General features: G+C 65.6%; 14 protein-coding genes and 1 pseudogene. 4 read left to right on the top strand and 11 right to left on the bottom strand.

From position 1 onward, the window contains the following. Positions 1–2: 2 nt before the first annotated feature. From LRS08_RS10300 to coxB, 11 genes and pseudogenes are all read right to left on the bottom strand, one after another. Entirely contained in the window at positions 3–872 is an 870-nt protein-coding gene (locus LRS08_RS10300; protein WP_260480684.1) for a class I SAM-dependent methyltransferase, read from the bottom strand. A gap of 144 nt (positions 873–1016) precedes the next feature. Next, the gene (gene thrC / locus LRS08_RS10295) at positions 1017–2417 is read right to left on the bottom strand and encodes a threonine synthase (protein WP_260480683.1); all 1401 of its coding nucleotides are present in this window, start codon (positions 2415–2417) and stop codon (positions 1017–1019) included. A gap of 42 nt (positions 2418–2459) precedes the next feature. After that, positions 2460–3104 carry an SURF1 family protein gene (locus tag LRS08_RS10290; protein WP_257843769.1) on the bottom strand — a complete coding sequence of 215 codons (645 nt, stop codon included), beginning with the start codon at positions 3102–3104 and terminating at the stop codon, positions 2460–2462. Continuing rightward, positions 3101–3475, bottom strand: coding sequence for a DUF983 domain-containing protein (locus LRS08_RS10285; RefSeq protein ID WP_257843770.1), 375 nt, complete (start codon positions 3473–3475; stop codon positions 3101–3103). The genes LRS08_RS10290 and LRS08_RS10285 overlap by 4 nt, the downstream gene beginning before the upstream one ends. A 9-nt stretch (positions 3476–3484) precedes the next feature. Beyond that, a complete protein-coding gene (locus LRS08_RS10280; protein ID WP_257843771.1) occupies positions 3485–4390 on the bottom strand; it encodes a cytochrome c oxidase subunit 3 in 906 nt (301 codons plus the stop codon). Between the two features lie 41 nt (positions 4391–4431). After that, complete coding sequence (locus LRS08_RS10275) at positions 4432–4983, bottom strand: cytochrome c oxidase assembly protein (protein ID WP_257843772.1); 552 nt, start codon at positions 4981–4983, stop codon at positions 4432–4434. After that, entirely contained in the window at positions 4980–5126 is a 147-nt protein-coding gene (locus tag LRS08_RS10270; protein ID WP_257843773.1) for a hypothetical protein, read from the bottom strand. Before LRS08_RS10270 ends, LRS08_RS10275 begins: the two co-directional genes overlap by 4 nt. Further along, positions 5123–6026 (bottom strand): annotated as a pseudogene (locus LRS08_RS10265) (heme o synthase). The gene LRS08_RS10270 and the pseudogene LRS08_RS10265 overlap by 4 nt, the downstream one beginning before the upstream one ends. A 64-nt stretch (positions 6027–6090) precedes the next feature. Further along, on the bottom strand, positions 6091–6792 hold the full coding sequence (locus LRS08_RS10260) for a hypothetical protein (protein WP_257843775.1): 702 nt from the start codon (positions 6790–6792) through the stop codon (positions 6091–6093). Positions 6793–6909: 117 nt separating this feature from the next. Then, entirely contained in the window at positions 6910–8586 is a 1677-nt protein-coding gene (gene ctaD / locus LRS08_RS10255) for a cytochrome c oxidase subunit I (protein WP_257843776.1), read from the bottom strand. Between the two features lie 2 nt (positions 8587–8588). Further along, positions 8589–9737, bottom strand: coding sequence for a cytochrome c oxidase subunit II (gene coxB, locus LRS08_RS10250; RefSeq protein ID WP_257843777.1), 1149 nt, complete (start codon positions 9735–9737; stop codon positions 8589–8591). A gap of 212 nt (positions 9738–9949) precedes the next feature. Here coxB and pyrE point away from each other — a divergent pair, with 212 nt between their 5' ends. The 4 genes from pyrE to lepB all read left to right on the top strand — a co-directional run bounded on the left by pyrE (position 9950) and on the right by lepB (position 12677). Next, positions 9950–10534: an orotate phosphoribosyltransferase gene (gene pyrE, locus LRS08_RS10245; protein ID WP_257843778.1), complete on the top strand. Its 585-nt coding sequence runs from the start codon at positions 9950–9952 to the stop codon at positions 10532–10534. Then, positions 10531–11259: a pyridoxine 5'-phosphate synthase gene (locus tag LRS08_RS10240; protein ID WP_257843779.1), complete on the top strand. Its 729-nt coding sequence runs from the start codon at positions 10531–10533 to the stop codon at positions 11257–11259. The genes pyrE and LRS08_RS10240 overlap by 4 nt, the downstream gene beginning before the upstream one ends. Before the next feature lie 142 nt (positions 11260–11401). After that, positions 11402–11812, top strand: a complete 411-nt coding sequence (gene acpS / locus LRS08_RS10235) for a holo-ACP synthase (RefSeq protein WP_257843780.1) — start codon at positions 11402–11404, stop codon at positions 11810–11812. A 10-nt stretch (positions 11813–11822) separates the two neighbouring features. After that, the gene (lepB, locus tag LRS08_RS10230) at positions 11823–12677 is read left to right on the top strand and encodes a signal peptidase I (protein WP_257843781.1); all 855 of its coding nucleotides are present in this window, start codon (positions 11823–11825) and stop codon (positions 12675–12677) included. Positions 12678–12679: the final 2 nt, after the last annotated feature.

The following is a 12679-nucleotide window of genomic DNA, read 5'->3' as shown; positions in this document are numbered from 1 at the left end:
CTTCACCGACTCCACCGCGCAAAGATCGCGGTCGGCAGCACCAGCCCCCTAGCCTCTTCGCGCACGCCGAGCTCGCCGCACTCCACCTTGCCGCCAAGGTCGGCGAAATGCTGGTTGAGCAGTTCGCCGATCGCCAGCGCGGACATGCGGATCGCGTAAACGGTCAGGAACAGGAGGCGCGAATCGGCGTCCAATAGCTGGCGGCAATCGGCGATCAGGCCGGGGAGGTCGCGTTCGAGCTGCCAGACTTCGCCGGTCGGGCCGCGGCCATATTTGGGCGGGTCGAGCAGGATGCCGTCATAGCGGCGGCCGCGGCGCACCTCACGCGCGACGAACTTGGCGGCGTCGTCGATGATCCAGCGCACCGGCTTGTCGGTCATGCCCGACAGCGCGGCATTGCCCTTGGCCGCTTCGACCGATTTCTTCGACGCATCGACATGCACCATCTGCGCGCCCCTTGCCGCCATCGCCAGCGTGCCGACGCCGGTATAGCCGAACAGGTTCATCACCGTCGGCGCATCGACCCCTGCGGTCTGTTCGCGCATCCAGCTCCACACCGGGGCCATGTCGGGGAAGAAGCCGAGATGGCGGAACGGGGTGGTCTGGGCGGTGAACTTCGCCTCGTTCCACGCGAGCGGCCAGCCTTCGCGCGGGACCGGCTTGGTGAACACCCAGCGCCCGCCGCCTTCGTCATCGGGCGCGGGCATGAATTCGCCATGCGCGTCCCAGTCGGGCGACGCGGGCGCCCACATCGCCTGCGGCTCGGGGCGGATGAAGCGGTAATCGCCATAGCGTTCGAGCTTGCGGCCATGGCCTGAGTCGACAAGGCCGTAGTCGGCCCAAGGCTCGCCGGTGAGGGTGATGAGGTTCATGGGGCCTTTAGCGCTTGTCCGCAGCCAAAAATCAACCGTCACCCCGGACTTGTTCCGGGGTCCACCGGGAGGCAGGCGCGGCGCAAGCGGCTCGAGCTTCGCGCGGGAGGCGGAGTGGACCCCGGCACAGGGCCGGGGTGACGATCAGGATTTGGGCGTCGCGCGGGCCGCCACATACTCAGTGACCGCCGCGAACGTCGCGGGCAGCACGTCGTAGCGTTCCTCGCGGTCGAACAGGTCGCCGACGCGCGGGGGCAGAGTCGGGCGGATGCCAGTGGCGCGTTCGACCGCGTCGTCGAACTTGGCCGGGTGCGCCGTCGCGAGGGTGACGATCGGGATATGCGGCGCGAGCTCGACCCGGCGCGCGGCGGCGAGGCCGATGGCGGTGTGGGGGTCGAGGATCTCGTCCGCGCGGGCATGCGCCCAGGCCATGGCGCGCGACATGTCGTCCGCCTCGATCCGGTCGCTGGCGAACAGCGATGCCGCGCCCTGTTGCTGGGCGTTGGTGAGGCGCATCGCCTTGCTCGATCTGAATCCGGCCATTTGCGCGGCGAGCGCGGGGCCGTCGCGCCCGGCCAGGTCGAACAACAGGCGTTCGAAGTTCGAGCTGACCTGAATGTCCATGCTCGGCGCGGCGGTTGGGGTGACGGTGCCGGCCGAATAGTCGCCGCTCGACAATGCGCGGTGGAGGATGTCGTTGACGTTGGTCGCGACGATCAGCTTGGCGACCGGAAGCCCCATCTTCGCCGCGACATAGCCGGCGAACACGTCGCCGAAGTTACCGGTGGGGACGCTGAACGCCACTTCACGCGCCGGGGCGCCAAGGCGGACGGCGGCGTAGAAATAATAGACGACCTGCGCCATCAGCCGCGCCCAGTTGATCGAATTGACCGCGGTGACGTGGAAGCGGCCCGAAAAGTCCGCGTCGTTGAACATCGCCTTCACCAGCGCCTGCGCGTCGTCGAAGCTGCCTTCGATGGCGATGTTGTGGACGTTGGGCGCGAGAACCGTGGTCATCTGGCGACGCTGAACGTCGCTGACCCGCCCCTTGGGATGGAGCATGAAGATGTCGATCCCCTCACGCCCGGCCACCGCGTCGATCGCCGCCGACCCGGTGTCGCCGCTGGTCGCGCCGACGATGGTGAGGTGGCGGTCGGTGCCGGTCAGGAACTTTTCGAACAACAGGCCGAGCAATTGCAGCGCGACATCCTTGAACGCCAGCGTGGGGCCGTGGAACAGTTCGAGCAGGAAATGGCGGTGGTCGAGCTGAACCAGCGGGGTTACCGCATCATGGCTGAACCGGCCATAGGCGCGGGTGCACAGATCGCGCAGCTCGGCTTCGCTGAGGCTGCCCGCGACGAACGGGGCCATGACGCGCACCGCCGTCTCGACGTACGACAGGCCGGCCATGTCCGCGATCTGGTCGGCGGTGAAGCGCGGCCATTCGACGGGAATGTACAGGCCGCCGTCGCTGGCCAGCCCGGCCAGGGTGACTTCACGGAAATCGAGTTCGGGCGCGGTGCCGCGGGTGCTCTGGTAGCGCATGGGCGCGGGACTAGCTTCCGCAGCGCAGTGCGGCAAGAAAGTCTAGCTTTTCGGTGGCGCGGGTGGAGGCGTGGCGCGCCGGGCGCGGTGACGAAGTGCCAACAGGTAGATCACCACAGCGATCCCCGCGAACAGGAACCATTGTACTGCATAGGCGAGGTGGTTGTTCGGCACGCTCGACGGGTCGGGCGAGGCGCTCGCCGACAGGCCCGCAGCAGGCGCATCGGCGACGAGCATCAGGTTGCGCGGCGGGCGCGTGCCGAACAGCGAGGCGAGCAACGGCGTCGAATCGGGCGCGTGGGTGATCGTGCCGGTGACCGCGCCGCCCTTCCACGCCGGGGTGGTGCCGGGGGCGGTGGTGACGCCCATATCGACCCGGACCGTCATCCCCTCTGCCCCGGTGCGGCATTCGGCAAGATGGCGCCAGCCCTTGCCGCCCTTGGCGTCGCGCCCCGCCTGTTCGGTCCAGGCTACGACTTCCAGACACATGAACCCGGCGCGGCGGAACAGATATTCGTCGCCGACCGGCGGGCTGGGAAAGGCCATTTGCGGTGCGTTGTGATTGGCGGCGAGGCGGGCGATCAGCGCCTCCTTCTCCCCGCGTCGGTCGAGCTGCCAGATACCCAGCCCGATCATCGCCGCGACGGCGAGGCCGACCAGCATAGTGGGAACGAGCAGGAACTTCATGCCTCGGGGTCCTTGAGCCGCCCCTCACGCGCGGCGTTGCGATATTCGAGCGCGAGCAGCGCGCCCTTCGCCCAGCGCAGGCTGAACACCACCAGCAACAATGTCAGCGGCGGCCAGATCAGCAGGTGTAGCCAGACCGGCGGTGACGCGGACAGCTCCAGCCAGACCGACAGGATCACGATGATCGCGCCGACGATCAGCGTCAGGAACGCCGCCGGACCATCGCCGACATTGAACGCGCCGTAATCGAGGCCGCAGCTCGGGCAGCGATCGGCGAACTTCACCCAGCCGGAAAACAGCGAGGGCGCGCCGCACCGCGGACACGCCCCCTTCACTGCCGACTCGATGATGGGAGGCGGTGCCTCGCTCATCGCCTCACGTCAGGCGCCATGGACCGGCGCACCCGCGCTGCCCCAGACATAGACGGCGACGAACAGGAACAGCCACACCACGTCGACGAAATGCCAGTACCAGGCAGCGGCTTCGAAGCCGAAATGCTGGCGCGGGGTGAAATCGCCCTGATAGGCACGCAGCAGGCAGACCATCAGGAAGATGGTGCCGACGATCACGTGGAAGCCATGGAAGCCGGTCGCCATGTAGAAGGCCGACGAATAGTTGGTCTTGCCGAACACGAACGGCGCATGGGCATATTCATACGCCTGGATGCCCGAGAAGATCAGCCCGAGGATGATCGTCAGCCACAGCCCCTTCTTGACGACATCATTCTCGCCAACGCCGATCGCGCCCCAAAGGCCCTTCAGTTCACCGCCGCGCTGATTGTGGATCAGGCCGTGATGCGCCCAGGTCACCGTGGTGCCCGACAGCAGCAGGATGAAGGTGTTGAGCAGCGGCAACTCGAACGCCGGGAGCACTTCCAGCCCCTTGGCCGGGAACACCGCGACCGCGTCCGCCGCCAGATCGACGACGCTGCCATGATCGCTGACGGTCATCGCCACCGGGAACAGCGCATAGTCGAACCATGCCCAGAACCAGCCGACGAAGAACATCACTTCCGACGCGATGAACAGGATCATGCCGTAGCGCAGGTGGAGCTGGACCACCGGGGTGTGGTCGCCGGCCTTTGCCTCACGCACCACTTCGACCCACCACGACATCATGCAGAACAGGACGGCGGCGAAGCCCGAGAGCAGCACCCAGCCGCCATGCGCGGCTTCCTTCATGTACATGAGGCCGCCGACCGCCAGCCACAAAGCGGCGAGCGACGTCAGCAGCGGCCACGGGCTGGGCGGGAGAATGTGGAAATCGTGGTTCTTGGCGCCTGCCATCGTCCGTCCCTGTTCGTTTCTGGCGTTATTCGTCGGCTTCCCTAGCCCTTGGGCTTGGCGGAATCCACTGGGTAAAATGTGTAGGAGAGGGTGATCTTCTCAATGTCCTTCGTATCCGGATCGGTCATGATCTTCGGATCGACGAAATAGATCACCGGCATCCGCACCGTCTCGCCCGGCTGAAGCGTCTGCTCGGTGAAGCAGAAACACTGGATCTTGCTGAAATATTTGCCCGCCGCCTCGGGCGTGACGTTGTAGGTCGCGGTGCCGGTGATCGGCACGGTGCCGCTGTTGGTCGCGGTGTAGAAGGCCATGTCGCGCGCGCCGATCGAGATGGTGTCGGACGCCAGCTCGGGCTTGAACTTCCAGCTCAGCGCGGGGCTGACATTGGAATCGAACGCGACGGTGATCTTGCCGTCCACCGCGCCTGGAGCCGCGTCGGCGCGCATCGTGGTGCCGCCAAAGCCGGTGACCTGACAGAAGAGGCGGTAGAGCGGCACGCTGGCAAAGGCGAGGCCGGTCATCGCCAGCACGCCCAGCACCGCGAACATCGCGGTGCGCAGTTTCCGATCCTGTGGCAGCGCGACGATCATGTCGCCCTCAGCGGCATGCCGGCCTGAATCTTCACGATGCTGATCGCGAAGACGAGGACCACGAACGCGAACAACAGAATGGCGAGCACGCGGGCGCGCGACTTCTGGCGGGCGCGGATCAGCTCTTGGTCGTCGGGGGTCATGCCATCATCCTATCGGCGGCAACCGCGCCGAACAATATGAACAGGTAGGAGATCGAATAGGCGAACAGACGCTTTTCGGGCTTCATCGTGTCGTCGTCGCTAGCCATGCGCGTCGCGACATGGAGCGCGAGCAGGCCGAACAGCGCGGTCGTGGCGATCGAGACCACGCCATAGAGGCTCCCGGTCAGGCCGAGCGGCCAGGGCGCGACCGCCGCGACCGCCATGGGAATCGTGTAGAGGCCGATCTGGACCCGCGTCGCCTTTTCCCCCCGCCACCACGGGCAGCATCGGGACGCCGGCATTGGCGTAGTCGGTCTTCACGAACAGGGCCAGTGCCCAGAAATGCGGCGGGGTCCACAGGAAGACGAGGCCGAACAGCAGCACCGGGAGCAACGCGACATCGCCGGTCGCCGCCGCCCAGCCGATCAGCGGCGGAAACGCCCCCGCCGCGCCGCCGATCACGATATTCTGCGGCGTCCGCCGCTTGAGCCAGACGGTATAGACCAGCACGTAGAACAGGATCGACAGCAGCAGGATGCCGGCCGCGACATAATTGACCGCGAGGCCCATCAGGATGACCGAGAGCGCGGCGACGCCGACGCCGAAATGGAGCGCCGACTGGCGATCCATCCGCCCGGCGGGCAGCGGACGGCTCTGCGTCCGCTTCATCTTGGCGTCGAGATCCGCCTCATACCACTGGTTGAGCGCCCCCGCCGCGCCCGCGCCCAATGCGATGCACAGGATCGCGGTGAAGCCGATCACCGGGTGGATCGGCACCGGGGCCGCGATCATGCCGCACAGGCCGGTGAACACGACGAGACTCATCACGCGCGGCTTGGTCAACGCAAGGAAATCGCGCCAGTCGGCGGGGATGGTCAGGGCGTGGTTGGCAACGGACATTTGTGGGGCGCTATAGGCGCGGTTGGGGCGCGGGGGAAGGGTGTGGTGGCGAGGGTGGCAGCGCCTAATCGAACATTACACCTATCGCTCGGCGAGCTGCAACGATTGCAGCTTGGCAGAAGCCAAGGGCATCCTCGCCACCTTTCTCGAAATGGAAACTGACCCAATGCTCGATCGTCACGTCAATGCCCTGCGTATGTGCAGGCATCTGAGTTCGCGGATCGATCGGCACTCCCAGCACAGACACCCCGTGGCCGAACGTCACTCCCGGCCCCCACGACACCTGACCTGCGCCCGAAATGACATTCACGCGACTTTGTTGTTCATACCTTCGTTGAGGCTGGAGACCGGTGTGCTTTGTTGCTGCGATCTCTTTGATGCGTGCATAAATGCTGTTCTCGGATCGAGCAAACGGCTGGAGCTGCCGCAACTTCGCGTCGATTGTCGGATTTAGAGCAGCCAAGTTGGCTACGCCCCACTGGCCCATAGTCGAGCGATACCCGTTCTCATCTTTCGCCGCCGGAAAATAACCCCCTCTCGTTGGAACTTTCGACAGATGTGGCTTTATATTCCGCTGCCAAAGCAGCGCCATCGCCTGGTCGAGAGCATTGGAGCATTTTTCGATTATCTCATGAGTGAGATTCAGCGCGTCATGACTGATGGTCTTATTGTGGAGATCACGGCCGTATGTTCGACCCAATTCCTTATGCAGAGTTTCAGCTCGACGCAGCATTGAACGGATTAGATCTAACTCGACATCCTGCATTGTCGAAGCCCCCAATCTTGAACAGCCGTAGTTAATCGGCTCTCGGGGCAAATCCATCACAAAAAACGCCCCGGAAGTTTCCTCCCGGGGCGTTTCGTAGTTCAGCCGTTCGACAGCTCAGTGATGCTTGTCGTCGTCGATCACCGGCAGGGTTTCGAACTGGTGGAACGGCGGCGGGCTGGACAGGGTCCATTCCAGCGTCGTGGCACCTTCGCCCCAGGGATTGTCGGGGGCGGGCTTGCCCGCGAACAGCGACCAGAACAGGTTGATGAAGAAGATCGCCATACCGACCAGCATGATCGCATAGCCCCAGCTGGAGATCTCGTTCCAGTACGCATAGGCGTCCGGATAGTCCGGGTAGCGGCGCGGCATGCCCTGAAGGCCCAGGAAGTGCTGCGGGAAGAACAGCACGTTCACGCCGACGAAGAACACCCAGAAGTGCAGCTGCCCCAGCAGTTCGCTGTACATCCGGCCCGACATCTTCGGGAACCAATAGTAGAAGCCGGCGAACAGGCCGAACACCGCGCCCAGCGAGAGGACGTAGTGGAAGTGCGCGACCACATAATAGGTGTCGTGCATGTAATCGTCGACGCCGCCATTCGCGAGCACCACGCCGGTGACGCCGCCCACGGTGAACAGGAAGATGAAGCCGATCGCCCAGACCATCGGGGTCTTGAAGCTCATCGACCCGCCCCACATCGTCGCGATCCAGCTGAAGATCTTGATGCCGGTCGGCACCGCGATGATCATGGTGGCGGCGGTGAAGTACATCTTCACGTTCACGCTCATGCCCGTCGTGAACATGTGGTGCGCCCAGACGACGAAGCCGACCACGCCGATCGCGACCATGGCGTAGGCCATGCCGAGATAGCCGAACACCGGCTTGCGGCTGAAGGTCGCGACGATCTGGCTGACGATGCCGAAGCCCGGCAGGATCATGATGTACACTTCGGGGTGGCCGAAGAACCAGAAGAGATGCTGGTACAGCACCGGATCGCCGCCGCCGGCGGGATCGTAGAAGGTGGTGCCGAAGTTGCGATCGGTCAGCAGCATCGTGATCGCGGCGGCTAGAACCGGCAGCGCGAGCAGCAGCAGGAAAGCGGTGATCAGCACCGACCACACGAACAGCGGCATCTTGTGCAGGGTCATGCCCGGCGCGCGCATGTTGAAGATGGTGGTGATGAAGTTGATCGCGCCCAGGATCGAGCTGGCGCCCGCAAGGTGGAGCGAGAGGATCGCCATGTCGACTGCCGGCCCCGGCTCGCCATAGGTCGAGAGCGGGGCATAGACCGTCCAGCCCACGCCCGCGCCGCCGCCGAAGAAGGGCGAGGCGAGCAGCAGCAGGAAGGCCGGGACGAGCAGCCAGAAGGACAAGTTGTTCATGCGCGGGAACGCCATGTCCGGCGCGCCGATCATGATCGGAACGAACCAGTTGCCGAAGCCGCCGATCATGGCGGGCATGACCATGAAGAACACCATGATCAGGCCGTGCGCGGTGATCAGCACGTTCCAGAAGTGCAGCGACTCGTCGAAGGTCTGCGGACCGCCATGAACGATCTCCGCGATCCAGCCGAGATGCTGGATGCCCGGTTCGGCCAGCTCAAGGCGCATGATGCCCGAAATGCCGCCGCCGATGATCCCCGCGACGATCGCGAAGATCAGGTACAGCGTGCCGATGTCCTTGTGGTTGGTCGACAGGAACCAGCGCGCGAAAAATCCGGGCTTGTGGTCCGCGTCGTGGTGATGGTCGTCATGCGCCTGAAAGGCGTGCGCGTCGCGTGCTGCGTCGGTCATGCTCAATTGTCCGTGTTGCCGGTGGCGGCTTGATTGGTGGTGGCGCCCGCGGCGGTCGCGTCGACGGTGTCGTTGCCGGCGGGGACGATGCCGTTCGCCGGAGTCGCTGTGTCGTCGGCGGCGTCGCTGCCCGGCTGGGCCGGGGCGGCGGCCGACGGCGTCTTCGCGGCGGGCATCGTCCCGCCCTTGGCCGCGATCCACTGCGCGAAGACTTCGGGGCTGACCGCTTCGACGACGATCGGCATGTACGCATGGCGCGCACCGCACAGCTCGCTGCACTGGCCGAAATAGACGCCCGGCTTCTCGACGGTGAAGCTGGTTTCGTTGAGGCGGCCCGGGATCGCGTCGATCTTGATCCAGAATGCAGGGATCGCCCAGCTATGGATCACGTCGTTGGCAGTCGCGATCAGGCGGATCGGCGTGCCGACCGGCACGATGACGCGGTTGTCGGCGGCCAGCAGGCGCGGGCCGTCCGCGTCGGTGCGGAAGCGCTGACCGGGCTGAACCTCGCTCTTTTCCTTGAGCATGTTGGCGGTGATCGAAATGCCGCCATGGTCGGGATATTCGTAGGACCAGTACCATTGGTTGCCGATTGCCTTGATCGTCACGGCATTGTCGGGCGCGGGCTTGAACTGCTTGGCGAGCAGCGCGATCGACGGCCAGGCGATGAAGGCAAGGATCAGCACCGGCACCGCAGTCCACACGATCTCGATCATCGTGTTGTGGCTGGTCTTCGACGGTACCGGATTCGCCTTGCGACGGTAGCGGATGATCGTCCAGGCGAGCAGCGCGAGGACGAAGATCGAGATCAGGGTGATGATCGGCAGCAAAATCCAGTCATGGAAATGCGCCGCGCTGGCACCGAGCGCCGTCACCTGCGGCTGGATGCCCAGCTTTCCGTCCACGGGAAGGCCGATACCGGGAACCGGCGCGGTCTTGGGCGTACCGTCAGCGTTGAGCGTCGGGTCGGCCACTGCGGGCGCAGCCGGAGCCGCAGCATCGGCGGGAGCGGCCGCAGCGGGCGCGACCCCCGGCGTCGCAGCCGTCACCGGCGCGGTGGCTGCCGGCGCCTCTGGCGCGGTCTGTGCCTGGGCCATGCCCCCGGCGAGCGCCAGGCCCGCAGCCAGCACGATCGCCTTCAATCCATGCATGCGCATCGTCTCAATCAACCCCTGTCCTTCTTGCCCCTGTGCGGGGGCGCCGGCTCTGCCGGTCGCGCGGACGCAATCCGCCCGTCGAGGCTGGCCTATAGCACCTCGCGCGCGCGCCTCAAGCTTGTCGAATCCTCTTTTTGGTCGCGGTGTTGCGGGGAACCCGCCCGAACCCTAGATGCGGGGCGAAACAATCAGGCGGGGATGGACGCGTGACCGACGACGAGGTGCTGGGCGAATTCCGGGCGGCAGAGGCGCTGCTGGAGGGGCATTTCATCCTGTCGTCGGGACTGCGCAGCCCGCGTTACCTGCAATGCGCGCGCGTGTTAATGAACCCGGCGCGCGCGGCGCGGCTGGCACAGGCGGTGGCGGCAAAAATTCCCGCAGAGCTGCGCGACCGGATTACTGCAGTCGTCTCCCCGGCGATGGGTGGGGTCATTGCGGGGCAGGAAGTCGCGCGCGCACTCAATGTCGACGCAATGTTCGTCGAGCGACCCACCGGTACCTTTGAGCTGCGACGCGGTTTCCGGCTGGAGCCGGGGCAGCAGGTGCTGATGATGGAGGATGTCGTCACCACCGGGCTTTCGTCGCGTGAGGCGATGAAGGCGATTGCCGAAGCGGGCGGCGAGGTGATCGCGGCGGCGTCGCTGGTCGACCGGTCGAACGGCACCGCCGACCTTGGCGTCCCCTTCTTCCCGCTGATCCGGCTCGATGTGCCGAGTTATGATGCCGACGCGGTTCCGCCCGAGCTGGCGGCAATCCCGGCGATCAAGCCCGGCAGCCGGGCGGCGGCGTGACCCAACACCTCCGCCTTGGCGTGAACATCGATCACGTCGCCACGGTGCGCAATGCACGCGGAAGCGGCTATCCCGATCCGGTGCGCGCGGCATTGCTCGCGGCTGAGGCCGGGGCGGACGGGATCACGGCACATCTGCGCGAGGACCGGCGGCACATCACCGATGATGATATCGCCCGGCTTGCGGCGGAGCTGACCGTCCCGCTCAATCTGGAAATGGCGGCGACCGACGAGATGCTCGCCATCGCGCTGCGCCATCGCCCGCATGCGGCGTGCATCGTACCCGAACGGCGCGAGGAGCGGACGACCGAGGGCGGTCTGGACGCGGCGGGGCAGCATAATCTGCTGGCGCCGATGGTGTCCGAGCTGAAGGCCGCGAATATCCGCGTGTCGCTGTTTATCGAACCCGATCCCGCGCAGATCGAAGCGGCGATCCGGCTGGGCGCGCCGGTCGTCGAACTGCACACCGGTCGCTATTGCGAGCTGGAGGGCGAGGCGCAGACCACCGAACTGCGCCGCATCGCCGACGCCGCAGCGCTGGCGGCGAAGAACGGGATCGAGGTGCATGCCGGGCATGGCCTGACGTTCGACAATGTCGTGCCGATCGCGGCGATCCCGCAGCTGGCGGAGTTGAATATCGGGCATTTCCTGATCGGCGAGGCGATCTTCGAGGGGCTGGCCCCGGTCGTGAGGCGGATGCGCGACCTGATGGATGCGGCGCGGTGAAGCTTTTTGCGCCTGACGGCGCAGCGGCACCAGCCCGCTCCCCCACCCGGCCACCCATCGGCAGGATATTCTGGAATGGGTGGCCGGGTGGGGGAGCGGGCTGGTGCCGCACTCCCGATCGCCAGATCGGGACAAATGCGCCGTGATCATCGGCATCGGCTCTGACCTGTGCAACATCGAGCGAATCCAGAATTCGCTGGACCGGTTCGGCATGCGGTTCGAGAAGCGGGTGTTTACCGAACTCGAGCTGCGCAAGGCGGCGCGGCGGCCGATGGGCTATGCCGCAACGCTCGCGAAACGTTTTGCTGCCAAAGAGGCTTTTTCGAAGGCGGTCGGGACCGGTTTCAAGTCTGGCGTGTTCATGCGCGACATCGGCGTGGTGAATGCACCGTCCGGCGCGCCGACACTGGCCCTGACCCGCGGTGCCAAGGCGCGGCTTGACGCGATGACGCCACCGGGTCACGTCGTGAAGGTGCACTTGACGCTGACCGACGACCACCCCTGGGCGCAGGCGCTGGTGGTGATCGAAGCGCTGCCCGTATCGGGCGGGTGAGAGAGACGGAATGGCCGAGGAGCTGGCGTTGACGGGCGAGGGAGACCAAGGGCGCGGCGGCACCGACTGGTGGAGCGAGGCGCGCGGCATCTTCTGGCTGGTGATCGCGGTGCTGGGATTCCACAGCCTGATCGCCAAGCCCTTCTACATCCCGTCGGAGTCGATGATGCCGACCTTGCTGGTCGGCGACCGGCTGGTGGTGACAAAATATCCCTATGGATACAGCTATGTCACCCCGACCTTCCATGTCCTGCCATTCATGAAGGGACGGCTGTTCGGCAGCCTGCCCGAGCGCGGCGACGTCGTCATTGTGACCCCCACCGATGCGCGGTCGGACTATATCAAGCGGGTGATCGGCCTGCCCGGCGACACCATCGAGATGCATGGCGGCATCCTCTATCTCAACGGGCGAGCGGTGCAGCGCGAGAAGCTGGGCAATCGCGCGCTCAAGGTCGACGGCAATCTGACCTGCGATCCCGACCATTATCCCGGCGCGCTGGGCCGCGACGCATCGGGCGCGGCGGTGTGCAATGTCGAGATTGTCCGCGAAACGCTGCCCAATGGCGCAAGCTACGATACCATCGACATCGGCCCGACCCGCGCCGACAATTTCCCGGCGCTGCGGATCCCGGCCGGCCATGTCTGGCTGATGGGCGACAATCGCGACAACAGCGCGGACAGCCGCATGACCCAGGCCCAGCAGGGGCTGGGCGGCGCGGTGCCGATCGAGAATATCGGCGGGCGCGCGGAGTTTATCACCTTCAGTCTCGACGGCAGCGCAAGCTGGAACCCGTTGAGTTGGGCAGGATCGTTCCGATCGGGACGCGCGGGAAATTCGCTGCACCCCGACCGACCGGAGGAATGAGT

The organism is Sphingomonas sp. J315, assembly GCF_024666595.1.
GTDB lineage: Bacteria > Pseudomonadota > Alphaproteobacteria > Sphingomonadales > Sphingomonadaceae > Sphingomonas.
The sequence above is the reverse complement of the archived record's forward strand: the minus strand, read 5'-3'. Positions and strand labels throughout refer to the sequence as shown.

Bases quoted from the DNA above. Each gene is read 5' to 3' on its own strand.
- LRS08_RS10300 (WP_260480684.1), bottom strand. From the start codon at position 872: ATGAACCTCATCACCCTCACCGGCGAGCCTTGGGCCGACTACGGCCTT.
- thrC (WP_260480683.1), bottom strand. From the start codon at position 2,417: ATGCGCTACCAGAGCACCCGCGGCACCGCGCCCGAACTCGATTTCCGT.
- LRS08_RS10290 (WP_257843769.1), bottom strand. From the start codon at position 3,104: ATGAAGTTCCTGCTCGTTCCCACTATGCTGGTCGGCCTCGCCGTCGCG.
- LRS08_RS10285 (WP_257843770.1), bottom strand. From the start codon at position 3,475: ATGAGCGAGGCACCGCCTCCCATCATCGAGTCGGCAGTGAAGGGGGCG.
- LRS08_RS10280 (WP_257843771.1), bottom strand. From the start codon at position 4,390: ATGGCAGGCGCCAAGAACCACGATTTCCACATTCTCCCGCCCAGCCCG.
- LRS08_RS10275 (WP_257843772.1), bottom strand. From the start codon at position 4,983: ATGATCGTCGCGCTGCCACAGGATCGGAAACTGCGCACCGCGATGTTC.
- LRS08_RS10270 (WP_257843773.1), bottom strand. From the start codon at position 5,126: ATGACCCCCGACGACCAAGAGCTGATCCGCGCCCGCCAGAAGTCGCGC.
- LRS08_RS10260 (WP_257843775.1), bottom strand. From the start codon at position 6,792: ATGCAGGATGTCGAGTTAGATCTAATCCGTTCAATGCTGCGTCGAGCT.
- ctaD (WP_257843776.1), bottom strand. From the start codon at position 8,586: ATGACCGACGCAGCACGCGACGCGCACGCCTTTCAGGCGCATGACGAC.
- coxB (WP_257843777.1), bottom strand. From the start codon at position 9,737: ATGCATGGATTGAAGGCGATCGTGCTGGCTGCGGGCCTGGCGCTCGCC.
- lepB (WP_257843781.1), top strand. From the start codon at position 11,823: ATGGCCGAGGAGCTGGCGTTGACGGGCGAGGGAGACCAAGGGCGCGGC.